Raw genomic sequence first — 24,654 nt, 5'->3', positions numbered from 1 at the left:
TTACAGATGGGTGCGACAAAATCCGCCCTTCGTACATTTGTTCGGCAAGAGTGGATCACGCAGCCTGAATCGGCGACAATGTCGTAGCGCTCTGGCATCGCTCGACCTGGCAGGAATCGAGCAGCTCGGCGAGAGCCTTGGTTAGGTCGTGCAGGGGCTGGCACCGTCGGTGATGACTCGATCCTCTTCTTCCCTCCGGCGATGTAAACGGGAGAGCCGGGCAGCGCACGCCGTTGGGCCGGCCTGGGCGAATGGCGCGGGCGGTTGCGGTACTACGACTTGGAGGTCGAGGTCCGAGGCCGGGCCAGTCGCTCGACCTCGGCGGGCAACGGTCTGCCTTCCCTGTGCGGCCGATCCTGACCCAGGTGTCCGTTGGCTGGCCGCAGAGCGGCGATGGGCAGGGCCAGCGGTGGGATCGCGCGGACGGCGGTTCGCGGAGATCGTCTTCGCTGTGGTGCTTCGGCCGCGATAGTTGATCGGTCTGCCCGACGGGGCGCGAAGGCAGGCTGACGGGGCCTCCGGTAGGGCCATCCAGTCACGGCTGCGTTGAGGGGAGGGCGGCGCGGGTGCGCGGAGTCGTTACGGCGCCGGGTTGTTGAGCCTTTCGAGTAGGGCGAGTGTGTGCGGCTCGTGCGCGAAGCGGCTGGCCAGCGTCGTAGCGGTGGCTCGGGCTTGCGGCGTATTGTCGAAACGTAGGTGCAGGTCGACCCAGGCGGAGACGATGCCTGGATCGGTCACGTCGGGTCGCAGATGGCGGTACGACGTCCACGCCGCGTCCCACCGGTTCTGGTTGAGCTGAGAGATGATCAACGCCCATGCGTGATCACGGTTCGTGGGTTCGTCTTTGAGTGCTGCCCGGCAGCACGCTTCTACGCCAGCCCAGTCGTTCCGCGTGGCTCTGCGCTCTATGAGGCGGCGATGCAGGGCTTTGCGGTGCTCGGTTGCGAGTTCGCCGGTGGCGAGGAGATCCTTGGCGCATTCGTCGGCGGCGTCGAGGTCGCCTCGGATAGCCAGGATGTTGACTTTCTCCTGGAGCGCCTGGAGCGCCCCGTATCCTGTCCAGGTTTCTTCGCACACGGCGAGGGCCTCGTCGTAGCGTCCTGCCTCACGAAGGATCTCGATCAGCAACTCTCCCGCAGCGGGTGACCAGGCAGACCGCAGCAGCGTGACAGCTCCGTCGTGGTCACCGCTAGCAGCGGCGTTGCGTGCGGTGTAAGCGACACGGTCGCCGTCGTCGAGATTCGCCAACACCGCCACCCGGTCGAGGTCCGTTGCATCGAGGGCGCCTCTGGAGGCGAGTTGGTTCAGGCAGATCCTCGCCGCGAGCGGGGTGTCCGCATTGTCGAGCGCGATCCGCCACATGGCGACCGTAGCCGTGGCGGGTTGACGCGGGTCCGCAGCGAGCGCGCGGATCAGTGGCTCGGCGGGTGTGCCGCGCATGGCGTCGCCGAACCGGACGGCGCGAATGCGGTCGTCCAGGGCAATGCTGGCTTGGGCGCCCACGATCGCGACGACGGGGTCGCTCGCTTCGCGGTCGTTTGCTTGGCCGCCGAATGCGGTGGGCGTGGCCAGTTCGATGACCTCCATGAACGCGCCGACGAGCATGCGCTCCTGTACGAGAAGGCGGTGCACGGTCTCGCTGGGTCCAGCCCATCGCCGTAGGTCGTCCCGGACGGACGTGGCGAGCGCTACCACCTCCTGCTGGTCTTGAAACGGTAGCGTCGTGGCGCCGCGCAGCAGGCGCTCCATGAGCGCCCTGGCCCGGCCGAGCCTGCCACCGGTGCTGGTCGGTTGCCGTTCGCAGACGCGGTCATACAGGGCCAGCGCTTGGTCGAAGTCGCCCCGGCCGGCAGCGCGCTCCGCGAGGAACAACAGGCAGGTGGGCTCCGCATCGAGCTCACCGTCAGACCGATCGATTAGTAGCTTCTCCAGCAGGTCTTCCCTGCCTGATTCATCGGCTTCGAGGGCGCAGACGGCGACGTCCATGAGCAGGTTTGTCCCTGCCCGTTGCGGGCCCTGGACGGGACGGAGAAGGCCGGCGGCTTGGCTCCTGTCCCCGACAGTGATGGCCATGATCGCCGCGATGCCACGCAGCCGCGGCTGGTTGTCCGGATCCCGTTCGGCCGCCAGCGCGAACGCTTCCATTGCCAGGTCCTGGTGGCCGTGGTCGTTGGCATACGCCCCGACGGTCGCAAGCCGCGCCACTGTCGCGTGAACCCAGCCCCGGCTCGCGGCAAGGAGCGGCTCCACGACCGCCCTCGGGTCATCGCGGCCTCCGCTGAGCATCCGCGCGAGACGCCGCGCACCATCGGGGTCGACCTGGCTGAGAGCCGACAGCATCTCCACCGTGGAAGGTGGCAGCAGCGGCAGAACCTCCGCGACAGGATCCGGGTTGGCCGAAGGAGCGGCGAACGCGATGTCACGCAGGGTGTCACGCGATGACGCGTCGAGTACGTTCGCGGACGGCACCTCGATCGACCAGCCGCGGTCGGTCTCGCGCACCGCGTCGGCGGTAATCTGAACCCAGTAGCCGACTCGGGTCTCCGGGTCGACGATGACGAGCACCACGGGCATCAGGTTGGCCAGCCAGTACGTGAGGTGCCGAGGCTCTCCAGTAAAGCGCCAGCCGATCCGCGTCCTGCGTTTGAAGAACGTGGGCCCGCATTTAATCTGAACGGCTATGTACCGGCCGGTGGGGTTTGTGGTCAGACCATCGACCTCGACATGAGCATCGATACCCTGATCCGCCTCGCGCTGCTCCCGAAACGCCCAGGTCAGATTGGTGAACGCGAGTTGCACCTCGGCAACGCCGCGGCGCTCCATTCCCAACGACGACGTCTTCACCCTGCAACCCCATCCGCCTCGTTGCCAGCCGTGCGCGCCTGCCCGGCTGCCACCGTTTGCCTCGTCGACTTCACCGCCCCGTTCACACGGGCCGCCTCCGTCACCGTCTCGGTTACCAGGCCGAGGCCGCCATCACCGCCCGTCCTCGGAGCCCGCACATGCCACTTCCATACGGCTGGGATGGAAGCTCCGCAGCTCAAGTGCCGGTCGACCCTCACCCGAACCGAACCATCGCTGGGCCGGCATTCGCGTGCCCGGTGAGGTAACTCAGTCGTCTTGGTCGATGTCGGGGTCGAACTGGACGAGCCATTCCACGTCGCCGTTCGCCTCGGTGGCGACCAACCCGGAGACGAGCCAGATCAGGGCGGGAAGGAACGCGTCGCCGAGCCGGTCGAGTGCCTCGTTGACGGTCACCGTCGGTGCCAGAGGGCTACCGAGAAGACCCGCGAGTTGGAATGCCTGATCGGCGGGTTCGTCGTCAAGGTTCTGGCGGATCCACCCCAGCGCGGGGCCGGCGAGGTCAGTGGTCGCGGTTGCCTTCGCGCTGGTCAGCCAGGTCATCAGAACGGCGGTCAGGGTGGTGGCGGCGAGACCGGCGGCGTCGGGATCGTCGGCGTGGTCGAGGGCTTCCCCAATCCGCCAGGCGGGTTCCTCCATACCGCTGGTGATCGTCTCGTCGATCAGGTCCCGAAGCCCGTCCGCGGAGAGCTCGACCGTCGCCGCGAGGTCAATATCCTCGACGTCGCCCCGATGGCGGGTCACGGCGTCGGCGTAGGCCTGTACCTCGGCGGCGCTGAACAGGTGCTGGTTCTCCTCCGTGACGAGGTAGCCGACCTCCCGCCAGGCATGGATCGGGGCCGGGTCCACCCCCGCGTCCTCGGCGGCCTTGAGCATGTGGTCCACGGCGTCATCGAAGTTCCGCTGGCTCAACGGGGTCGGCTCGTCAGCGTCCGGGTCGAAGAACACCGGATCTTTCGGTCCCGGCTCGCGGCCGAACTTCTCCCGGAACGCCGCGAACTGCGCCTGGAACCCCTCACGCAACTCCGTACCCGTCTCGGACCCCGCGTCCCACGTCAACGTGGCAGCGCCGTCCGCGCCGACGGTGCGCTGCACGAACCGGGGGTCCCCCATCCGGTCGAGGACCAGACGGGCATGCTGTTCGTGGAACTCTTCCTGCCGAGCCACGTCTTGCCGCTGCTGCAGGCGTGCGCGTTGCTGCGCGGCGCGACGCTGGCGAGGTGTGCGCTTTTTCGGCATAACCCGCTCCTCCCGCCACCCCTTCGACGGGCGACCTGGGGCATTATCCCTCTGCGACAGTCCGATCCGGCTCCGCGACACAGGCCCGTTCGGGCGCGCCTGCCTTACCTGGCTCGGCGACCAGATCCGCCCTGTGGACAGCTTCCGGGTTGCCCACGCACCGGCCGGCTATCGTGCGGATGGAGGGCCACCACAGGAGGACGCGTGCGTCGGACGATCAAGTTCCAGGAAGCGGTCGAGCGGCTGCGCGAGGAAGGCCGCCGTCAAGGCCTGGACATCTCGGCGGTCACCGCCCAGGACATCCTCGCCGACCTTGTCAACACCACCGCCGCCACTCTCGGCATCCGCGCAGAGACCTACGTACGGTCCCACCTTCCTAACGTCGACCCCGCCGACCTCGTGACCCGTCTCAAGCAGGCGGACGACGCGCAGAAACGCGAAGTGGCCGACGCTTCCCCCGCGGTGATCAAGCTGGAGGACACCGGCCGGCTCATCGCGTCGCTCGCCCAAGCGGTGCGATGCGTCAGCCTCAACCACGACCGGCTAACAACAGGACGCCGCGACAAGTGGGAGGCCGTCGGCGTCCTCGACGACGCCAGCAACTGCCTGACCCTGCTCGGCGAAGCCGTGAGCAACAGCCACACCACCGCCCAGGGCACCGCCGTGCTCTGGAGCGACGAAAGCGTCGTGTACGCACGACGCGCTCTCACCCAGACCATCACCAACATCCGCGACGGCGGCTGGACCTTCGCCCACGGCCCGCAACTCGACGCCGACGTCGCCACCCGCATGAACGCCGACCTGAAGATCCTCCCGCCGGAGTGAACACGCCGCCAGCTTCAGATAATGCGACGACCGGCACCGCTCCCGACGCATTCCGCGATACCGGACTGGCGTTCTTGCTATGACCTCGGTCGCCGCACCCGAACCATCCGGTCCATCAGGCGCTCCCCTGCACGCTGAACGCCGACGGGCCGTTTGCTTGGTGACGGCGCTTGACGGCCAGCGCAGGGGAACCCCGATGGGGTTGATCCGAATCGCACAGGCGCCGGCGTGGGGCCGCCCTTGGGGTTGTCCTGCGCCGATGGCCAGGTCTACCGTGACGGCATCGTTGGGCAGGGCGGCTCCCCCCCGTGGTCGCCCTGCCCCACGTAAACAAGCCGGGATGCGCCAGGCGCCGGCCACGTCTCGAAGACACGCGCAGACCGTGCCCCATTCACCCGTTTAGCACATCCGTTCTAAGTTCGCGATATCGTCCTGGGATGACCGCTCCTGACGTGCCACCTGATCCGGTGTCGTTGACTGCCCGGCAACGGCAGATCCTCGACGTGATCCGTGGCTGGGTGCAGCGGCACGGCTACCCGCCGACGGTGCGGGAGATCGGTGCGGCCGTCGGGCTCGGTTCCCCCTCCTCGGTGGCGCATCACCTGAAGACCCTCACCCACCACGGCCTGATCCGACGGGCTCCTGGCGGGCCGCGAGCGGTCGACGCCCGCCCCATGCTCGGCCACGACCCGCCGGTGAAGTCGGAAGCCCCGCGCGGAACCGCCGTGCCTCTACTGGGAGCCATCGCCGCCGGAACGCCGATCCTCGCCGAGGAACTGGTGGAGGAGGTGCTGTCCCTGCCCGCCGAGCTGGTCGGCCGGGGCACGCTGTTCGCGCTACGGGTACGAGGCGACTCCATGATCGAAGCGGCCATCGCCGACGGCGACATCATCGTGGTACGGCAGCAGGCGGTCGCCGACAACGGCGACCTCGTCGCCGCAATGCTCGACGGGGAAGCCACCGTCAAGCAGTACCGAACCCGCGACGGCCGCGCCGAACTCGTCCCCCGCAACCCCCGCTACCCGGTACTGCCCGGCGATCACGCGACGATCCTCGGCAAGGTCATCTGCGTCCTGCACCGCCCGTGATCCCGACGATCGCCGCCACGACCTACCGCCGGCAGCACGGTGGCTCGCCTGGGCTTACTGCTCAGCCAGGTCCGGGCGCCACATCGTGATCTCATCGTCGAGGTCGCCGCTGCGGATGTCGTTCAAGGCGGCCATGTATCCAACCTCAGTGGCGTCGATAAGCATCCTCAGGACCTCGGTCGGTGCGTCCTGGTAGCCGTAAGCCGACCACACGTTGGCCATCGCCTCGTAGGCCCGCCGCACGTCACCCTCGTCCTGCGCGGTACTGCCGTGCAAGTTCGCCACAGCATCGGACCAGCCGGTCACATCACGCTCCGAATAGGACATAAAGAAAGTATGCCCGACGCGATCCCTGCTGCGGGGGGCTCGCTGGCAGCAGCGGACAAGCCCTACCGCCGTGGCCGAACCGGGCTGTTGCCAGGTCTTGCTCGCCCGGCCGCCCGGTGTGAGGGATACCCGCCGGTGTCGAGCTGAGCGAGTTCGCCGTCGATGTCGACCGAGTAGATGCCGTAGAAGTGCACCTTCTCGTGGTGGATCGGCCAGCGGGTCCCGACGAGGGACCGGCCCCGGCAGTATTGTCCGCCATGACGACCGTTCTGTATCCAGTGGTCGTTGTTGCGGTCTGGACAGCACCTGGTGGCATTCCTGTTCCTGTGGATGGCCGGTGGCACCGTCCCTGATGCCTGAGAGGCGGCCGCCAACCAACGACGGTGGTCGTGGGTCGACTCCCGCCGATACCACTCCCGGTGCTGATTCCCGGCCATCCGCCAGATGCACGAAGGGCCCGCATGAGCGGGCCCTAAGGCGGCTGCGGGATCCCCGAGAGGGCCTCCTGCACCAACCAGGCTAGCAGCAGTTTTTGCATCACATACAAACTTCCCGTATCCGACCACTGGCTGGCTGCCGTGCTGGCGAAGCACCCGCACTGGCCTGCGGAAATTGGCTACGGGGCCAGGCAAAGCGACCGTGTCCGGTCACCGGTGCCGAATGATGTTGTGGAACAGGGTCATCGCGCCACCGGCGGCCGCGCCGCCAGCGAGGACGGCGGCGGCCAGCAGTTGCTCGGCCAGGTGAGTCAGAACACCGGCCGCCACGCCGGTCAGGACGGCGAGCAGGAGCACCACGGCGGCGCTTCACGGGGCGAAGTGGGCGGTCGACGAGGAGGCGATCACACACTAAGCAGCCTCGGTGTCGCATGACGCGGTCGACAGGTCAGCCACGGTGATCACCTGCGCCAGCAGCGGTGAGGCGGGCGGAGACGCTCGCCCTCGCACTTCAGCTTGCGCTGTACCCGGATGCCGAACTGTTCGTCCCGGCCGCTCACCCTCACGGCCACCCCTTAGGAGCGTCGGGGTTCTGCGCAAACACCGCGCCGACGGCTCGTTCGTCGTCGTTGAGCCGGCTCAGCATCCGGCCGACGTCGGCGGATCGTCCCATCCGCCGACGTCGGCCGGGACCTGCTGCTCCATCACGTTCACACCCGGGATGATGTCGATCAGGGGGACGGTTCGGCCATCGGGTTCGGGAGGACGGGGTTGTCGAGCGAGCCGATCAGTCGACCCTTGATCTGCCGGTCCCAAATCGGCCGGTGCACTTCGTGCTACTCATTGACCCGTAGCCGCATCACGGTCGGGAAGTCCGTATCGTCAAGTGGTTCGGTGCCGAGCCCAACCCGACTGACGCAGCCCGTGCGCTGGCTACCTGGATGAGGTCAGGTCGCATGGTCAAGGCTGAATCGCGGGCCTTGCGCTCTCCGTCCGTACCTGCCGCTCGTACTCGGCGTCCACGTCCTACCCAACGGAGTGACGACCAAGATGCAGGGCGAGACGGAACGTAGCGCCCCACTCACCGACTCGGTACCTCAGCAGTGCTCCGTCCTGAACGTAGAGATCGGCGAGTGAGCGTCGCAGCCAGGCGCGACAAACCGGCTCATCCTCGCCAAGGTCCTTGACGACCTCCGGCCTACCCATGAACTGTCCGTCGGTATTGGTAGACCTGGGTGTCATCGACGAAGCCGCCCAAACATCGGTTGCCGCGTGCCGATGATCGGATGAACATCACCGAACTCGGTGGGTGGAGGCGCGGACGCACCGATGATCGGGAGTTACCCGCCGTGGAGGGCCCGTTCTCGGTGACGACGGAGCGCCTCCTTGTCTGGCTGACTAGCGGATTCGATCGGCCGCCGCAGCAAGACTCCATCGAACTCTGCATACTCCGTATCCCTGAGCTTCGGATCTACCCGGACGTGGTTGCGGCCGTCGATCCAGATGAGCATCTTGTCGAAGAGGTTATGCAGGTCAGCGCGCAGCAGTAGGCCGTTGCTGACGTGGTCGCGACCGCCATGAGCGACTGGATCGATGTGCGCGGCCTGAAGCACGTGGCTGACTTCGCACCCGCTGATCGCGCACCGTCCACGGTAGGCCTTCATGAGCTCGGCCCGGAATGCCGGTTGGCCTTGCCGGTCCAGTACCTGCTGAAGTCGCCGTATGCGGGCCTCCGGCAGTACCTGTGGTCGCGGTGCCTGCAAGGCATCGAGCCAGTCCTGGATGCGGCTGATCTCATCCATGTCGAGCCTGCGTACGGTCCGCGGTGAAGAGGAGAGGATCCCGGGTGGCGTCGAGGCGGAGAGGAGGCGCCTGGTCGTCTGCGTATCCCACTGGATGTAGATCCGCCAGTGATTGCCGTCTTCTGACCAGCGAGGATCATCAGTGGCAATGCCGCGTGCGACGATCCGAGAGTAGGGGACGCCGGCGTACACCCAGATTGTGTCGCCGGCTCTCATCAGGCGGAAGCTGCTGCCCAGATGCCAATCGGCGATGCCGCCTGGACGGACGGCTCGAAACGTGTCGAGTACAGGCTCGTCGTACCCCCACTCTTCTGGGTCGTTCTCATTGACTGGGTAGACGAACTCGTTCAACGGCCGACCTGCATTCCCTGCCATCGGGGTGCTAACCCTCTGCACTTGTCGTCACCCCTTGGGGTGCCAGATGCGGCCTCACGGCGATCACTGTACGGCGCGGCCGGAGACGTACCTCCACACCGCATGGTCTAGCTCCCGAGGATCTACTTCAAGGCGATCGGCGGCACCCAGGTAACAGCTATGCAGATCGGCGTATGAGAGAGCCGGAACCCCGGCCTCGACAGCAAACGAACGAAGGTGAACGTCGACTGCCGTCGTCGACTTGCCAGCGAGGATGCAGAGGTAGTCTGCAGTCTTCGGGCCGACACCGTTTACCGAACGGAGTCCAATGACGTTCTCGGGGCTACTCAGGAAGACCGCAAGTTGATCGACGGTATTCACGCCATGGTCGGCCAGGTGGAGCGCAAGTCGATGGATGCGGTCTGGCTTCCTGCCGGGCCACTTGAGAACCTCACGTAGGCGGTCGGGGCCGCCGAACGCCAACAGACCGCTTGTTGTATCGGCCCCTGGCTGGTCGGAGCGAAATCGAAGCGCCCGGGCGTTAACCGTCTCGTATCGCATCCCAGCCTGCAGAATCGCATCGACGAGAATGGCGCCCATGTGGCCGTAGCTGTTGTGGGGGTGCGCCTCGATGGATAGATCCACATGTCGGGCGTGGTCAACTAGCGCCACGATGTGCGGCACGAGGCGGGCGGCAGGGCTAGACATCCCACAATCCTCGCGTATCGAGGCCACCCCGATGCGATGGGTACGCACGCGTCTACCGCCAGTCGGGTAACGGCCACTACCGCTGAACACCGGACGTGGATCACTTCCGGTTCGCGGCGATGGTCACCATGACGTCGTTGCTTGGTCCTCGATCACCTTCACTCATCGGTGATGTCCCAGGCTTCGCAGGCGTTCCCAACAACGTGATCCCTTTCCGCCGACTCAAAACCTTAGACCTGCGGCCACGGGCGGATCGCGGCGGCCATGGACAGCGACGCGGTGGTTCAGGTTAGCGGTAGACCCGATCACCTACCTGTTCCAGTGGCTGGTCCCCACATGGCGGCAGGGGGCACGCCCAGATCGGCGTACGATCGTGCCGAGAACAGTGCAGCTGACCAAGTACCGGCGGCGTAGGCGCGGGACGGACCGGATGTCGCAGCCCACAGCACTAGGGTGATCGGCCAAGATCGATAGACGGTGGGCGTTGCCCGCGCTGCGGCAAGCGCGCGCCGTATCGCGAGCGCTTCAACTGCGGGCTCCCTACTGGACACAGGCAGTCATAATCGGGTTGGCTCGTACCCGTGGGCGGATTGACGGTTCGACGTGCAAGCCTGTGGCAGGACGCCGTGCGGCTGTTGCTGCTCCTCGACGCGGCGGTGGAACCTGTTGGCGATGACTCCGAGGCGCCACCAGGAGCCGCGGGTGTCGTTCGTGCGCAGGTTCGACTTCAGAAGCTGGACTTCTGGGTTCGGAATCCTGACTACCTGGCCAACGAGCTGCTGAACGACTTCGAGCGAGACCCTGAGTCTCCCGGCCTGGTCGGTGAGGCCGAACGAATCCTGACCGAGGAGGAGCCGGACCTCCGCCGCTTCCCGATGCTGCGACACCGCTTCGGCGCGTTCGAGCACCTCGACAATGCATTGGCGGTTCTCGTCGAGCGGGGGCTGGCTCGCAAGCGGCACCGCTTGGGTGGCGGCACCAGGATCATCCAGCACAACTACTACCTGCTCGACCGAGGCCGCATGACGGCTGTTGGCCTAGTGGCTGAAGCTCCGGCGCTGGCCTGGTACGTCGAGCGCACTCGGCTCGTGGTGAACCTGGTGGACGGGCTTGGAGGGAGCCAGATCAAGCAACGCCAGTACCTCCAGCGCGACTACGCGGACACGCCGATAGGTTCCTACATCCCTGGAATCACCGACCAGGTACGTGCGCGTCTGACGAAAATTCGGGAGGCGCATGCGCTGGGCACGAGTTCGACGGAGGCTTCGTGATGACCCGAGCAGAGAGCGCTGGTGCGCAAGCGTGGACCGCACCAAGCCCGGGCGAAGTCCTCAGACGCGTCGCGGCGAAATGTTCTATGGACGTTGCCGACGTGGAGACGGTGCTGACGGAAGCCGGCATAGCCCTTCCCAGCCCGGTGCCGGCAACCCGGCGAATCGACGTCCAGCGGTTGAGGGTCAACGGCGTCAAGAACGACGGCACCGAGTTCACCATTGATCGGACGATCGGCCCCGGCGTGTGGGCAATCATGTTTCCAAAGAACTTCGTCGGGAAGACGAGCCTGCTCGAGTTCCTGGTGTGGGCGCTCCGCGGCGCTCCGCGAGAGATCGCCCCGGACGTGCGAGCCTGGGTTCGCCGCATCATCGTCGATGTCGTGGTGAGCGGGCAGGCAGTACGGGTGATCCTGGTCCAGGGCTCGTACGGGGATCTCTCGTGCAGCATCCTCTCGGCCGGCTCCGCCGACGAACTCGTCACCGGGGAGGACGACAGCCTCCACCTGCTCGCCGAGGCCGAGGGCGAGGCCGAAATCGAGAAGCTCATCGGCACCTTCATGATGGAAGCACTCGGCCTCGGATATACGTCGATCTGGGATCCGACAGGGGGACTCGATGGCGGAGGCGCCTCACAGAATCATGGCTGGGCGGCCTACTTTGGCGCGTGTTACCTCAATCATGGTGGTAACAAGCTGCTCCTCGGGGACATTGCGAATCTGAGATGGTTGCCCGCCAAGCTCTTGGACCTGTTCATCGGCCTTCCCTACGCCGGCATCCTTTCCTCCCTGAACACCGCACAGAAGCGCCTCAACAAGACAGCTAGGCAAGCAGCCCACCGTGCTGAGTCGGACCGGACGGCCCGACAGGACGAGCGGAAGCAGTGGCAAGACGAGTTGAGCGAGGTTCGCAAGCAGCTGGAGCATGCGAACCGAGCGGCTGACCCTCTCATCACTGATGCGATCGCGGCCGTCGACAGCGCCCTTGATGACCTTCGGGCAGCCCGCTTAGCCCATGCCGACGCCGAGGAGCTGAAGGTTAGGGCTGATCAAGCATGTCTTCTTGCCGGGCAGCAGGTGATGGACGCCAAGGAGACCTGGCAGGCCCGTCGGGTGCTTGGGCTTCTCGACCCGGATTGTTGTCCACGCTGCGAGGAACCGATCGAGCCTGCACGACACGACGCGGAGCGCCAAGATGCGTCCTGTGCCGTATGTGCCCGGCCTATGCGTCAGGTGGACGAGGAGTTCGCCGAAGCGCGCATCCACGAGCTGGAGGAGGAACTGGCAGGACAGCAGGAGGCGCGCGGGAAGGCTAAGGAGGACCTTGCCGAGCGCACGCGAATCCTGACAGAGTCCCAACGGAGCCACAACGAGGCTGTCCAGCGACTGGATGAGGTGCGCGTCGCGACGGCGTACCGCGCGCAGCGCGACCTCGAAATCCGTGCGGCGCGGCTGGAAGGACAACTGCAAGCCACCGGATCTCCTGATGGGGCGCTGCCCGAGCCGACGCCTGACGCAACTGAGCAGGTCCTGGCCGCGGTCATCAAGGTTCTCGGGGGCGTCGTCAAAGAGGCCGCTGACTACCTGTTCCCGGAACTGGACCGCCAGATAGTCGCACTCGCTCGCGACTTCGGCGTGCCCAACCTCGACTCCGTTGACGTCAAGCGCAACGGAAACCTAAACGCCGTCAAGGGCGGCGAGAAGACCGCATTCCCGGACTTCCAACCTGGGGAACGTCTACGGGTGCGGATCGCCATGGTGATAGCCATGCTTCGGGTCAGCACGCAACGTGGGGTGCCGGCCCATCCCGGCCTCCTGCTCATCGATGCGATTGGCAGCGAGGAGGTGACCACCTCGGACGCGACGCGGCTGGTCAGGGAGTTGAACCGGCTAAGCGACGACCTGCCCGGGCTTCAGGTCATCCTGACGACGGCCAAACCGGAATACATCGGCGACGTGCTGCCCGAGGAAAGGATCATCACCAGCAAAGGCGACTACATGTTCTAGAGGCGAAACATGATTAGCTGACTACGCAGGACCTCAAGATCGCACCGCTGACCGAGGAGGACGCGATGGGCTCCGTCGAAGCCGCTCTCTCCGAGTGGGCAGCGCGCGCCACCGAGGAGCAACTCGAGCTCGGCCCAAGCCTCGACGACCTCGGCGGCAGCGAGACCGTCTCGGCCGAGGCGGAAGCCCTAGCCGCAGGACCGATGCTGCCGTACCTTCTCCAGGCATTGGCCCACCAGACGCACGATGCGGAGGACATCAGAAAGGTTCTGAAGCCCGCCATATCCGCTGGACTCATGGCTCCTTCCGCTGCCTGGGTACTCGCCGAAGCGATCGAGCTCCTGTGCTGCCAGCCGGCTCTCCTCGACTCCTACGCCACCATCACCGCGAAGGCCCTGTTGCGACACGCGGAGGACGCCTTTGCTGGCGAACAAGCGCCAGCGTTCGCACACGACGCCGTTGCGGGCCTGCTGCTTCTATCGCTGGGGGAACACACCAATCACCACCGCCTCCTGCTTCTGCTCACGGAGATCGACGGGACCGAGCCTGCTGAGGCCCTCGAGCGGCTACCACTGCTGATCGGCATCGCGCACGACCACTACGAGGACGCCGGCCTGATCAAGGTACTCCAAGCCCTTGAGAATGCTGAGTCGCTGCCGCCGGCAACTCGGAACGACGCCCGCTACGAACTGGCCTTGGCGACGCTACGGGCTGGACTACACGCCGACAACCAGCAGGAAATTCTGCGTCTGCTCCGCTCAGCGGCCATCCTTTTGCAAGCCGTTGAACATGCGGAAGAAGCACGCCTAGACGCTCGAGCCTACCGACTTGCCTTGGAAGCGCTCTTCACGTTCACCGAACTCGAGCAGCAGCCAGACATCGATGTGCAGGACCGGCTCGCCTCTCTCGCACATGATCTTGACAAAGCCGTCTCTCAGCGTGTCGCGTGGTCCGCGCGGATGCACCAGCCTCCCTGGCTAGAGGCTAGAGGCCATACTGAAGCATCCTGGCTCGAACTGGTGGCGACACTTCGCAACGCAGGAAATTGGCTGCTGCAGCCGAGTTGGCTCGACGCAAGCAAGGTCCTGGCAGGGGTGCTGCAGGTCTATCGAGCCAGCAGGTCGGTCTACGCGGTCACGGGGGCCGACAACAGCCTGGAGAGACTCATTTCCCCGCCGATTGAGGCAGCGTTCATACGAGAGATGGGACTCCTGCACCACCTGAGAGAAGGCCTCAAGCACGACCCGCAGTTGGCGCAGCACCCCGACGCTCTTCAACTCGACCAGAGAATCTCCGCGCGGCAACACGCGCTCGCTTCTGGGTCCTCAGCGGAGCCGCCGGGAAAATCCGAGGCCGGGCAGGGGCCCTGGGGCTCGCTGCTCAATGGGACTGACGAGGTCCTGAAGGAAAAAGTGCGTGGGCTCCTAGAAGAGCACGAGAGAGGGTTCGCACTCACCGGCGACCTCCTGCTCGATACTCAGCTAGCGCAGCTTCATGGACAACTAGTGCAGAGCCCGAAGTGGGAGGAACCCGCGCGAAGCTACTTCAGCGCCCTGCTGAACCACGTTCTTCGGTTCCTGCACCTTCGCTTCAACGCCCAGGCAGATTTATTGGGTGGTGTCACTGCGTATCTCGGTCCGCACCCCAAGGGCAAGCTGTGGCTTGAGGAGGATCTGCAGAACGACTGCCTGCAATACCTTGCCGGAATGCTCGAAGCCGGCAGTGTGCAGCGGGAGGTCATCGACGTCGCATCAGGGCGTGCCGACATCACGTACACTCCCGAACTCGGCATGCGGTTCGTGGTGGAGGTGAAACGGCACGAGAACAAGTGGACTCGGGAGAAAGTCGAAAACAAATACCTGGCCCAAGCCGTCAACTACACGGCGACTACACCGCCATTCTGCATCCTTCTCCTAGGCGATCACAGTGACCACTCCAAGGGCTACACCAGCCTTGAGGACAGCGTGTGGAGCACATGGCGGTCGCGTAGCCCTACGGAGACTCCGCGCTTCGTCGCAATCGGTGTACTGCCGATAGGCCGCCTGACGCCCTCGGAGCTGACCAAACGGGCCCGGGTCACCTCCTAGCAGCGAGCTGGCATCCAAGCGGCACTGCGGCCGAGAAGAAACTGCCGCCACCGTCGGATCACTGCCTGCACGCGGTGATCGTACGCATGTTCGAGGGCGGGTGGCGGCGGGGCCGTGCGCAAGACTTACTCGCACCGGTCCTCGCCGCCCCGGCCGTGGGGTTCGCAGTAGTCGGGGCGATGCCGGTACAACCGCAGGTCACGCCCGTGTCGTCGCCCGAGCTCGGGCGTGATCTCATACAGGCAGGCCCGCTACACAACGGTTTCCCTATCGCCGGTGACCACCTCGGCCTGCCCCCGCAGCAACTCCTCCATAGCCCGACGGTAGGTAACTGGCGCGGGCTCAGCCCGGCGTACAGGATCACCTCCGACCCGAACGGCGTGGAGAGGAAGCGGTTCCCGCAGCGGAACGTGCCGCCGCAGGGACCGGAGGTCAGTGGCTTGCGGCCAAAGCTGTTCCACCTGCACGCGGCCGTGTCCGGCAGCTCGAGCGGTGACCTCGCCGACCCGACCAGGATCCGTGCCCACACCGCTGGCGGTTTGGTGGAAGACCTGGTCACGCGACCCGAGCACTGCCTGCGACGGCAACTTGCTCGCCGGCGCCGATCAAGGTATTTGAGCCCGTGAGGCGACGGATAAAGTGCCGACGAGTCGATGGGGCAAGCCCGTGTCGGCGTCGTCAAACCGGCCCTGACCAAGGCCGCAAGCCCGGCTGAGAGCGCCGCACCCCGTGGCGGGTTTCGGCGCGAAGCTGTCGGTGGCCCAGCTACCGTGTACCGGCCAGCGCCCCGTCTAGTGCCCGCCGCTTGACAACATCTGCCCTATTCAGGGCGATGTTTCGGGCTAGAAAGACCTGCTGCCGTCCACAGCGGGCTGGCGGAAGAAGGTTCTGTTAATCCCGCCGCACGGCGCGGTGGGACCCAACCCCGCAAGGCCAGGTCCCACCGCACAATTAACTCAGGGGATGCGGCTCATTTGTGAGCGCCGACAACGCTGCGGCGATCTCCTGCATCGTCGCCCGCACGTAGGTGGCTGTAGTGCCAGCATCACTACCGCCCTCCGAATGACCGGCGTAGGCTCGTGCGACGCCGTAGCCGAAGTTCCTTTCCACCCAGGTCAGCGTGGTGTGACGCAACCAGTGTGTGCTGATCTGTTGTGTGTAAACCCACGGCAGGTGCTCGCCGATCCGCACCCACAGATGGTCATAACGCCGGTATGTGATGGGCTGCCCACTCCGATAGCGCAGCAGTTGCCCCGCCTCCGTCGCACCCCGCTCCTCAGCATGCCGTTGCAGGTACCGCATCAGCGTCGGAGAAATCGGCTGCCACCGCCTTGAGTCCCCCTTCTCTCGCAGCAGGATCAGACATTGATCCGGATCCAAATCGGCCGGACGAAGCGCCAGCGCGCCACCGCGTCGACACGCCGTCTCGGTGTGCAACCGCAGAAGCAACGTGTCGAGCGCCGGATCGTCGCCCGTGCTGGCTGCAACCTCGTTGATCTCGGCCAGCCGGGTATCCGCCACTGCCCTGCGCGTGCTCGGCAGCCGTCGCGGCTTCGCCACCTTCAATGCAGGGTTGTCCGAAGCAACGATGAAACCATCAGCGACTGCCCTCTTGTAAAGACAACGCAAGGCGGCAATCAGATGCTCCGCCGCGCTTCGACCTCCACGGGCGTTCCGCCGCGCCACCACGTGCGTCTTGACGTACTCCGCCAACTGCTCGATCTCCGACGGAGTGGGCTCGTCCAATCTTCGATGCCCCCAGTGCTCCACCACCCGCTTCCAATAGGAGCCGTAGGCACGCCGCGTCCCCGCCGTGACCGCAGCCGCCACCACCGGGACGTACTCGGCAAAGGTCGGCGACGGAGGCCGAGCCACCGCAGCGTCCAACAGCTCAGCAGGCGAGATGCCCATCCGAGCAAGAAGCAGCCGAGCCGCGTCCAACTCAGCACGATTCGCCGCGGTATCACTCATGCTCGCCCCCGAACACCGCGTCGTGAGCCTGGGTGATCAGCTCGTCGAGCTTCGCCGGCGGGTGAACTACCAGCCGTCCGCTGGCCGGTTCAGCGACGATAAGTACGCGGTCACCGGCGGCGAGGCCGCACCACTGGCGAACCACCGCCGGCAGCCGGACATGACCTTCCTTGGCCACCTTGAAGACGCCCTGTTGATCCGCGGAAACCACAATCAGCCCATGGCGCTCCCTGATGCTCAATCGCAGTCCGGGCGCCCACTGAAGCACCTTCATCGCCGACCGATCAGCGATCCGGCCGTGCGCATTCAGCGTGACCAGTCCGTAGACAGCCAGGCGACTGCGGGTGGCGGCGAGGGTTGGAAGGGGTAGCGGCGGTCGTCTCATCGCTGCGGCAGGAGTACCAGGAGCACCACGTGCGCTGGTCTGCTGACCGGGCAGGGCAACAGCGGGGATGACAGATGAGCTGGCGTGTGTTGTCGCAGCTCTCGCTCCGGGAGGCCTGTCACGAGGGGCAGCGCCGGCGCCTGTGTCGTAGGAGCTTCGGCGGTGGTCAAGCATACTTGACCACCGCTACGTCATACTGTGCACAAATGAAAGATACTCGTGTCCGAGGGGGGACTTGAACCCCCACACCCTATACGGGTACTAGCACCTCAAGCTAGCGCGTCTGCCATTCCGCCACCCGGACCTACACGTTCAGCCTACCTCGCCGACCAGATGATCTTTCATCCGGTGGTCAGCACAGCGGGCCGCACGGGGAGTTACTGTACACGCCGCTCGTGGATCATGCACATCGCCTTCCGGCGCCTCTCCCCCGGCGCTTCCGCCGCTGATCAAGCCGCCTCAAAACGGCCGCGCCGACACACCGTCGGGGCGTGTCCGGGTAGCGTCCGGCGGCCCTCTGACGGCAGCATTGCCACGTGTCCCATCCCTCCCCCCTGGCAGCCGCCCAGCACCGAGCCCTCGCCCTGCGCGCCGCGGGCGACCTCAGCGCCGCCCGGCAACTGCTCGCGGAGGCCATCGAATCCGCTCCTCCGCCATACGGTGACGACCATCCCGAGGTGCTGCACACCACACACCTGCTGGCACGGCTGCACCGGGAGGGGGACGACCCGCTCGCCGCCCGCCGGGTGTTGGAGGAGGCGTTCGCGGCGGGCGAGCGGCGCTGGGAGCACTCCGACCCGCTGATGCTCGCGCTCGCCTTCGAGCTCGCCGAGGTGGCGGAGGAACTCGGCAACCGGCACGAGGCCCGCCGCAACTACACCCGCGTCGCCACCGCCGGTCCCGCCGCACTGGGGGAGAACCACCCGGCGGTACGCGCAGCCCGCGACTACCTCGGCCCACCCCCCTCGACGGCGGGCGAGCAGCACTCCGCGCCGACGTCCGGTCCGGCCGCGGTCGGCCCGGTGACCGAGCCCGGCGCCCGGTCGGCGCTCTCCGGCCCGACCCTGTCGCTGGCGACCCTCGCCGCGATGCGGCCCTCCGCCGGTGGCCCGCCGCCCGCCGTCTCACCCTGGGCGCCGCAACCGCCGACCGCACCCCAACAAACCCCTCCAGAGGTACGCGCACCAGCCACACACACGTCGCCCGGCCACCCCACCCCGGCACCGGTCCCAGCCCCTCGGGCGACGCCCGTTCAGCCGGCAGCTCCCTCGATCGCGCCAGCGCAGCCCGGCCCGCCGACGGCCGCACCCAGACCTGCGACGCCGCCCCGCCCGCGCGCCGACGCGCCACTGCCGGCGAATGCGATGTCGCTCGGCTCGGGCGTCAGCGGGCAACCCCCCACGAACGCGCATTCACCGCTTCGGCGCACCGATGAGCAACCACCCGAGCGTGCGATGCCACCCCGTCAACGCCCGGATGAGCAACCGCCCGGACCGTCCCGGCCAGCGGCCGGCCCGATGCCCCGGCCGAGGGCTGAAGGCGCGCCGACGACGCCGGCCGGGCAAGGGTCACCAGACCGACCGCCGTCCGGGCCGCCCGTGGCACCACGTCAACGGGTTGGTGGCCACGGGACCCCGCCGGTGGTACCCCCGCCGCCAACCCCGACCGCCCCGGCGTCGACCGCCCCGCCGGCAACACCGGCCGTGCCGGCACCTCGCTGGGACAACCCCACGATCCGGGTACGGCAGATCGAGCCACTGCTCGCCGAGGAGGCCGCCCGAGCCGCCGCCCGGTCAACCGCGCCGAGCGAATCGCACAACGTGTCCGGCGCCGAGGCGACATCATCGGGCAGGCCCTCCCCGACCGTTGGCCACCCGGGGCCGGCGTACCCGGTGAGCGGACCACCGGCCCAGCCCATCAGCGCACCGCCGGTGACCCCGCCTCCGATCTCCGCTCCCCCCAGCCAGCCGTACCCGGTCTCGGGACCACCGGCCCCGCCATACCCGGTCTCCGCACCACCCGGCTACAGCCCACCCGTCTCCGGACCGCCCGGCTGGGGCCCACCTGTATCTGCACCGCCCGGCTACGGCCAACCCGTGCCGCCCGGCTACGGCCAACCCGTGCCGCCCGGCTACGGCCAGCCCGTGTCCGCACCACCCAGCCACGGCCAGCCCGTATCCGCACCACCCAGCGACGGCCAACCCGTATCCGCACCACCCGGGCACACCTACCCGGTGTCCGCACCACCCGGTTTCGGGCCGCCTGTCTCCGGGCCGCCCTACGAACCACCCGTCTCCGCGCCTCCGGTGAGCGCACCACCCGTACCGCCCTGGGGGTTGACCGCACCGCCCTGGAGCAGCAGCGCCCCACCGCAGCCCCTGCCAGATCCAGGTGCCGACTCCCCCACCCACACCACGACACCTCCGCAGACCACGGCGGCTGCGCAGGCCGTCACCGCCGGGCAGAGCACGTCCGCCCCGACCAGGATGGACGCGGGCGGCACCGGTGCGGACGGCGACTCCGGGCTGGGCATCCTCGACGCCCCGGTGGTGCCGACTCAGCGGGCCCGCAGCGCGCTGTCCGACCAGACCGTGGTGTTGCCGTCCGTTCCGGCGCAAGGCGGCCCGGCCGGGGTGGAGACCGGTCCGGGCTGGCCCACCGCCGCCCAGCCCGCCCCGACAGCCGCGCAGGCGAACCCTGCCCCCGCGCAGGCAAGCCCCGGTGCCGCCCAGGCGCACTTCACCGCCGCCCAGGCAGACCCGAGCCTCGCTCAGGCAAGCCCCATTGCCGCCCAGCCGAACCCGGCTGCGCAACCGGCCTGGTCACCGGGCGCCGACCCGGCGCTGGGGCCGCCGGCCGCACCGCCACCGGTCCAGCAGTACCACCACCAGCCGCCCCAGGCGCCGTACAGCCAGGACCAGCACCAGGCGCCGTACCCGGGTCAGCAGTACCACCCGGCACCGGACGCGTACCGGCCGGCGTACGTCGATGAGGGTGGGTCGACGGGCCGCAACCGGGCGGCGCTGATCGGCGCGGTCGTGGCGGCCGGGGTGGCCGTCGTGGCGGTGGCCGGCCTCGGTGCGGTGATGCTGACCCGCGACGACCCGCCGCCGACCGGGACCGCGCCGACGGCGGCGGCACCGACGGCGGCCGGGCTTCCGCCGGGCGACCTGAAGCTGCGCGACGATTCGGCCACGATCACATTGACCTGGACGGACCCGACCGGCGGCGGGGTGCCGTTCATGGTCGCCGCGGGCAGGGCCGGGCAGGCGTTGGGCGTGATCGCCACCGTGGACCCGGGACGGACCAGCTACACGGTCAACGGGTTGAACTCCCGAGTGGATCACTGTTTCACCGTGTTGGCGGTCTACTCCACTGACAGCTTTGCGACTTCCGGGCAGGTCTGCACCGCGCGCGAGCGCGAAGCCACGTCGAGCGGGGAGCCCTCCGGCCGGGCGTCGCCGCGCTGAGCCGAGCCGAAACCGGGCTGAGCTGGACGTCCACAACGCACACTCTCGGTATCCACAGGGGTGACGGTGCGGGTTCCCCCGCCACCACCAGCGCCATATGATGGCACCCGGCTCAGGGGAGGGGTCGCCGGAAGGCGCTCCACCTGCCACGACTCAGGGGAGGCAGCCGGCTGTGGCCAGCATCGACGACGCCGTACAGACCGAGGCCCCCCGCTCCCGGTCCCGGCTGCGCGGCGGGCTGGTGACCATGGGCACGGTGGCCGCGCTGTTGGCCGCCATGGGGTTGACCGTCCTCGGGTTGGGCGCGGCGGACAACGCGGTGGCCAACTACGACGCGAGTTCCTGGCTGTGGAGCGCGGCGCGCAGCGAGCTGGCCCGGGTCAACGGGGTCACCGCCCGGGTGGACACCCGCACCGAGATCCCCGGTGCCCGGCAGCATCCGATGCAGATCACCCAGACCGACCGGCTGCTGATCCTGCGGGACCTGCAGACCGGGCAGGTCAGCTCCCTGGACCTGGCCACCCTCCAGCTCAGCGCGACCACCCGGACCACCCCCGGCCTGGGCGTGAGTGTCGCTCTGCACGAGGACGCGGCGTTCGTCGTCGACGCCGTGCAGGGCATCGTCCGGCAGCTCGACCCGCGATCGTTGACCCCGGTCGGCGAGCCGGTGCGCTATCCGCCGGGCATCACCGGCGGCACCTTCGACGGTAAGGGTCGACTCTGGATCGCGGTGCCCAGCCAGGGCACCGTCTCGGCGATCACCGCCGCCAAGCTGCCGTCCGCGCCGGCGTCGGCCGCGCCCGCGGGTGCTGGGCTCAGCCCGCAGCAAGTCGAGTCGTACGACGTCGCCGATGCCAGCCACGATCTGGTCGTCTCCACCCTGGACGACGGGGTGGCGGTGCTCGACCGGACGGCCGGGAAGCTGGTGCGGGTGCAGCGCGGTGAGGTGCACCCGACGGCGCTGACGCTGTCCGGCCCGGCGGCGCTGCCCGCGCGCACCAGCGGCCCACGGGTGCCGGTCACGGTGACCGCCGACCGGCGGGTGCTGCTGGTGGGTGACGGTGGGCAGGAGAGCGGGTTCACCGTGCCGGGTGAGGGGGACCGGCTCAGCCCGGCGGTGGCCTGGGCGAACCGGTTCTACTGCGCCGACGAGGCCACCGGCACCATCTACTCCTTCGACGCGGCGGGTCAGCTGGTCGAGACCATCCGCGGGCGGGCCAACGGGCCGCTGGAGCTGGAGGTCCGGGAGAACCACCTGTTCATCAACTCCCCCGACTCGGCGACCGCGCGGGTGGTGGACGACAAGCACCAGGTGCGCGAGGTCAACAAGTACGCCAACGACGTGCTCGGCGGTGACCCGCCGCCGGTTCCCCCGCCGCCGCCTCCGCCGAAGAAGCCGCGGGTGGGCAAGCCGAGCGCGCCGCGCAGCGTCACGGCTGCCGCCGGCAACGCCGAGGCGCGGGTGAGTTGGCGTCCGGCCGCCGCCAACGGCGCCGAGATCATCAAGTACGTGGTGCAGGGTGCCGGGCAGCGCCTGGAGGTGGGCGCGAACCAGCGGGCGGTGGAGGTCAAGGGCCTGACCAACGGCGAGACGTACCGGTTCGCGGTGCACGCCGTCAACGCCAAGGGCGACGGCCCGCCGCGCAACAGCAACCCGGTGACGCCGACCGCCGCGGTGCCCGACCCACCGGCGAGCGTCACCGCCCAGGAACGGCCGGACGGCACGGTGCTGGTCAAGTGGCCGGCGGCGAACGGGCAGGGCAACACCATCGCGAGGTACGCGGTGACGGCCAGTTCGGCGGGGACGAACGCGCCGGCCGGTGAGTCGACCAAGACGGAGCTGGTGGTGCCCGCCGGTGAGTTGGAGTTCGGCACCCAGTACGCGTTCACAGTGGTGGCGGTCAACAGCAAGGGCGCCGGGTCGGCGGCTTCCCCGGTCAGCAACACGGTGGTGCCCTTCGCGGCGCCCGGTCGGCCGCTCAACCTGCGCGCCGGCACTGTCGCCAACCAGCCGGGCGCGGTGACGGTGCAGTGGGCACCGGCCGAAGCCAACGGTCGGCCGGTGACGAAGTACCTGGTGGACGTCGGTGGGCGGGTCAGCGAGGTGACCGACACCCGCACGACAGTCACCGGGCTGGGCAACGGCCAGAACGTCACGGTGAAGGTGAAGGCGGTCAACGAGGCGGGGCCGGGCCCGGAGGCCACCGCCACCGCCCGCACGGTGGCCGAGCCACGGGTCACGGTGACCGGCTCGTCGTCGACGGCCACCGGGGCGACTGTCACGTTCACAGTGGACGCCGGTGGCGGTCAGGCCACCTGCACGCTGAGCAGGCCGGGCCAGACGCCGAAGGCCGGGGCATGCTCCAGCATCACGATGACGGGCCTGACGCCGGGCACCGACTACACCTTCACGGTGACGGCGAGCAACGCCGCCGGTAAGGGCACCGCGACGCGGGCCCAGAAGACGCAGCCGCTGTACGGGATCGCGACCTGCCGCAACGGGGCGTCCGGCCCCGAGTCGACCTACTGTGACCGGGACAGGGAAGGCCGCAACGGCAACGAGATCTTCTCGGTCGCCCGGCAGGACAACGACAAGCAGGTGGGTTGGGCGAAGCCCGGCAGCCGGCTGCAGGCGTACTGCAAGAAGTCGGGTGAAGAGGTCTACGCCTACATCTACAACAATGAGAAGCGCAGCACCTGGTGGGTGCAGGTCAACTACGAGGGGAAGAATTACATCCCCTGGGCCTGGCTCAACCTGGAGGGCGGCGACACCATCAACGTCCTGCCCACCTGCTGAGGACACCAGGCGAGGAGCACCACCGACCGTGAACACCCACGAGCCGCTCACCCAGCCGGAGGTGCAGGGCTTCGCCGCCCTGGCCGCCCGGCTGGCCGAGAACGTCAACGCGGTGGTGCTCGGCAAGCCGCAGGTGGTGCGGCTGGCACTGACCGCGCTCTTCGCCCAGGGTCACGTGCTGCTGGAGGACGTGCCCGGGGTCGGTAAGACGACCCTGGCGCGGGCCGTCGCCGCCACGGTGAAGGGCGAGTGGCGGCGCATCCAGTTCACGCCCGACCTGCTCCCCTCGGACGTGTCCGGCGTGACGATCTTCAACCAGGCGACCCGGGACTTCGAGTTCCACCCGGGGCCGGTCTTCGCCAACATCGTCATCGCCGACGAGATCAACCGGGCGTCGCCGAAGACCCAGTCGGCGCTGCTGGAGGTGATGGAGGAGCGCACTGTCACAGTGGACGGGGTCCGGCACCCGGTGCCGTCGCCGTTCCTGGTGGTCGCGACCCAGAACCCGGTGGAGATGGACGGCACCTACCGGCTGCCCGAGGCGCAGTTGGACCGTTTCCTGGTGAAGCTCTCCGTCGGGTACCCGGACGAGGCCGTCGAGGTCGAGGTGCTGCGCGGCGCGACAGTGCGGTCCCCCGAGGCGCTCGCCCCGGTCACCGACACCGCCACCGTCGGCGAGATGGTCCGGATGGCCCGCCGGGTGCACATCGCCGAGCCGCTCTACGCGTACGCGGTCCGGCTGGCCGCGGCCACCCGCACCCACCCGCAGGTACGCGTCGGGGTCAGCCCCCGGGGCGTGATCGCGTTGACCCGCGCGGCGTGCGCGTACGCACTGATCGACGGGCGGGGCTGGATCATGCCGGAGGATCTGAAGGCGCTGGTCGAGGCGGTGTTCGCACATCGGCTGCTGCTCACCCCGGATGCCCAGGTGCGCGGGATGACCCCCGCGGAGGTGCTGCGCCAGGCCGTCGCCTCGGTGCCGGTGCCGCTGCCCTCGGGGCAACCCGCTCCGGTGCAGGGCTGAC

At 68.0% G+C, this 24,654-nt stretch carries 16 protein-coding genes, 1 tRNA gene and 2 pseudogenes; 9 read left to right on the top strand and 10 right to left on the bottom strand.

The genetic code is table 11. The features are described from left to right. Positions 1–579 precede the first annotated feature (579 nt). Together GA0070561_RS22335 and GA0070561_RS22330 are read right to left on the bottom strand one after the other, a co-directional pair. Positions 580–2,844, bottom strand: coding sequence for a DUF4365 domain-containing protein (locus GA0070561_RS22335; protein ID WP_141710421.1), 2,265 nt, complete (start codon positions 2,842–2,844; stop codon positions 580–582). A gap of 267 nt (positions 2,845–3,111) precedes the next feature. Next, entirely contained in the window at positions 3,112–4,101 is a 990-nt protein-coding gene (locus GA0070561_RS22330; RefSeq protein ID WP_091404208.1) for a protein kinase family protein, read from the bottom strand. Between the two features lie 204 nt (positions 4,102–4,305). Here GA0070561_RS22330 and GA0070561_RS22325 point away from each other — a divergent pair, with 204 nt between their 5' ends. Together GA0070561_RS22325 and lexA are read left to right on the top strand one after the other, a co-directional pair. Continuing rightward, complete coding sequence (locus GA0070561_RS22325; RefSeq protein WP_091404203.1) at positions 4,306–4,926, top strand: hypothetical protein; 621 nt, start codon at positions 4,306–4,308, stop codon at positions 4,924–4,926. 437 nt (positions 4,927–5,363) lie between these two features. Next, positions 5,364–6,014 carry a transcriptional repressor LexA gene (lexA, locus tag GA0070561_RS22320; RefSeq protein WP_091404200.1) on the top strand — a complete coding sequence of 217 codons (651 nt, stop codon included), beginning with the start codon at positions 5,364–5,366 and terminating at the stop codon, positions 6,012–6,014. 54 nt (positions 6,015–6,068) lie between these two features. Here lexA and GA0070561_RS22315 read toward each other — a convergent pair whose 3' ends face one another. The 4 genes from GA0070561_RS22315 to GA0070561_RS22305 all read right to left on the bottom strand — a co-directional run bounded on the left by GA0070561_RS22315 (position 6,069) and on the right by GA0070561_RS22305 (position 9,642). After that, positions 6,069–6,341 (bottom strand): hypothetical protein, encoded by a 273-nt coding sequence (locus tag GA0070561_RS22315; RefSeq protein WP_091404195.1) that lies wholly within the window; start codon positions 6,339–6,341, stop codon positions 6,069–6,071. 647 nt (positions 6,342–6,988) lie between these two features. Then, complete coding sequence (locus GA0070561_RS33665; protein ID WP_167362461.1) at positions 6,989–7,138, bottom strand: hypothetical protein; 150 nt, start codon at positions 7,136–7,138, stop codon at positions 6,989–6,991. A gap of 980 nt (positions 7,139–8,118) precedes the next feature. Beyond that, positions 8,119–8,931, bottom strand: coding sequence for an HNH endonuclease (locus tag GA0070561_RS22310; protein WP_167362460.1), 813 nt, complete (start codon positions 8,929–8,931; stop codon positions 8,119–8,121). Positions 8,932–9,018: 87 nt separating this feature from the next. Beyond that, positions 9,019–9,642, bottom strand: coding sequence for an HhH-GDP family DNA glycosylase (locus GA0070561_RS22305; RefSeq protein ID WP_091404188.1), 624 nt, complete (start codon positions 9,640–9,642; stop codon positions 9,019–9,021). 581 nt (positions 9,643–10,223) lie between these two features. Here GA0070561_RS22305 and GA0070561_RS22300 point away from each other — a divergent pair. From GA0070561_RS22300 to GA0070561_RS22290, 3 genes are all read left to right on the top strand, one after another. After that, positions 10,224–10,913: a hypothetical protein gene (locus GA0070561_RS22300; RefSeq protein ID WP_244166376.1), complete on the top strand. Its 690-nt coding sequence runs from the start codon at positions 10,224–10,226 to the stop codon at positions 10,911–10,913. A 101-nt stretch (positions 10,914–11,014) separates the two neighbouring features. Continuing rightward, on the top strand, positions 11,015–12,919 hold the full coding sequence (locus tag GA0070561_RS22295; RefSeq protein WP_141710419.1) for a hypothetical protein: 1,905 nt from the start codon (positions 11,015–11,017) through the stop codon (positions 12,917–12,919). A gap of 65 nt (positions 12,920–12,984) precedes the next feature. Continuing rightward, on the top strand, positions 12,985–15,006 hold the full coding sequence (locus GA0070561_RS22290; protein ID WP_091404181.1) for a hypothetical protein: 2,022 nt from the start codon (positions 12,985–12,987) through the stop codon (positions 15,004–15,006). A gap of 125 nt (positions 15,007–15,131) precedes the next feature. Here the strand turns inward: GA0070561_RS22290 and GA0070561_RS34335 are convergent. From GA0070561_RS34335 to GA0070561_RS22270, 4 genes and pseudogenes are all read right to left on the bottom strand, one after another. Continuing rightward, positions 15,132–15,320 (bottom strand): annotated as a pseudogene (locus GA0070561_RS34335) (hypothetical protein). 637 nt (positions 15,321–15,957) lie between these two features. Then, positions 15,958–16,977 (bottom strand): tyrosine-type recombinase/integrase, encoded by a 1,020-nt coding sequence (locus tag GA0070561_RS22280; protein ID WP_167362459.1) that lies wholly within the window; start codon positions 16,975–16,977, stop codon positions 15,958–15,960. Then, entirely contained in the window at positions 16,970–17,251 is a 282-nt protein-coding gene (locus tag GA0070561_RS22275; protein WP_091404178.1) for an AbrB/MazE/SpoVT family DNA-binding domain-containing protein, read from the bottom strand. Before GA0070561_RS22275 ends, GA0070561_RS22280 begins: the two co-directional genes overlap by 8 nt. 331 nt (positions 17,252–17,582) lie before the next feature. Beyond that, positions 17,583–17,666, bottom strand: a tRNA-Leu gene (locus GA0070561_RS22270). A gap of 232 nt (positions 17,667–17,898) precedes the next feature. On the opposite strand from GA0070561_RS22270, the pseudogene GA0070561_RS34765 reads away from it, so the two are divergent. The 4 genes and pseudogenes from GA0070561_RS34765 to GA0070561_RS22250 form a co-directional block, all read left to right on the top strand. Beyond that, a pseudogene (locus tag GA0070561_RS34765) lies at positions 17,899–18,072 on the top strand (hypothetical protein); the annotation flags it as partial. Between the two features lie 1,596 nt (positions 18,073–19,668). After that, the gene (locus tag GA0070561_RS34760) at positions 19,669–20,832 is read left to right on the top strand and encodes a fibronectin type III domain-containing protein (protein ID WP_425255909.1); all 1,164 of its coding nucleotides are present in this window, start codon (positions 19,669–19,671) and stop codon (positions 20,830–20,832) included. 172 nt (positions 20,833–21,004) lie between these two features. Further along, positions 21,005–23,629, top strand: a complete 2,625-nt coding sequence (locus tag GA0070561_RS22255) for a fibronectin type III domain-containing protein (RefSeq protein ID WP_425255907.1) — start codon at positions 21,005–21,007, stop codon at positions 23,627–23,629. Positions 23,630–23,657: 28 nt separating this feature from the next. Continuing rightward, positions 23,658–24,653 (top strand): AAA family ATPase, encoded by a 996-nt coding sequence (locus tag GA0070561_RS22250; protein ID WP_091404175.1) that lies wholly within the window; start codon positions 23,658–23,660, stop codon positions 24,651–24,653. Position 24,654 lies beyond the last annotated feature (1 nt).

Origin of the sequence: Micromonospora saelicesensis, assembly GCF_900091575.1 — a bacterium.
Classification (GTDB): domain Bacteria; phylum Actinomycetota; class Actinomycetes; order Mycobacteriales; family Micromonosporaceae; genus Micromonospora; species Micromonospora saelicesensis.
The sequence above is the reverse complement of the archived record's forward strand: the minus strand, read 5'-3'. Positions and strand labels throughout refer to the sequence as shown.

Excerpts from the sequence above, each read along its gene's own strand:
- GA0070561_RS22330 (WP_091404208.1), bottom strand. The coding sequence starts at position 4,101 with ATGCCGAAAAAGCGCACACCTCGCCAGCGTCGCGCCGCGCAGCAACGC.
- lexA (WP_091404200.1), top strand. The coding sequence starts at position 5,364 with ATGACCGCTCCTGACGTGCCACCTGATCCGGTGTCGTTGACTGCCCGG.
- GA0070561_RS22315 (WP_091404195.1), bottom strand. The coding sequence starts at position 6,341 with ATGTCCTATTCGGAGCGTGATGTGACCGGCTGGTCCGATGCTGTGGCG.
- GA0070561_RS22305 (WP_091404188.1), bottom strand. The coding sequence starts at position 9,642 with ATGTCTAGCCCTGCCGCCCGCCTCGTGCCGCACATCGTGGCGCTAGTT.
- GA0070561_RS22290 (WP_091404181.1), top strand. The coding sequence starts at position 12,985 with ATGGGCTCCGTCGAAGCCGCTCTCTCCGAGTGGGCAGCGCGCGCCACC.
- GA0070561_RS22280 (WP_167362459.1), bottom strand. The coding sequence starts at position 16,977 with ATGAGTGATACCGCGGCGAATCGTGCTGAGTTGGACGCGGCTCGGCTG.
- GA0070561_RS22275 (WP_091404178.1), bottom strand. The coding sequence starts at position 17,251 with ATGAAGGTGCTTCAGTGGGCGCCCGGACTGCGATTGAGCATCAGGGAG.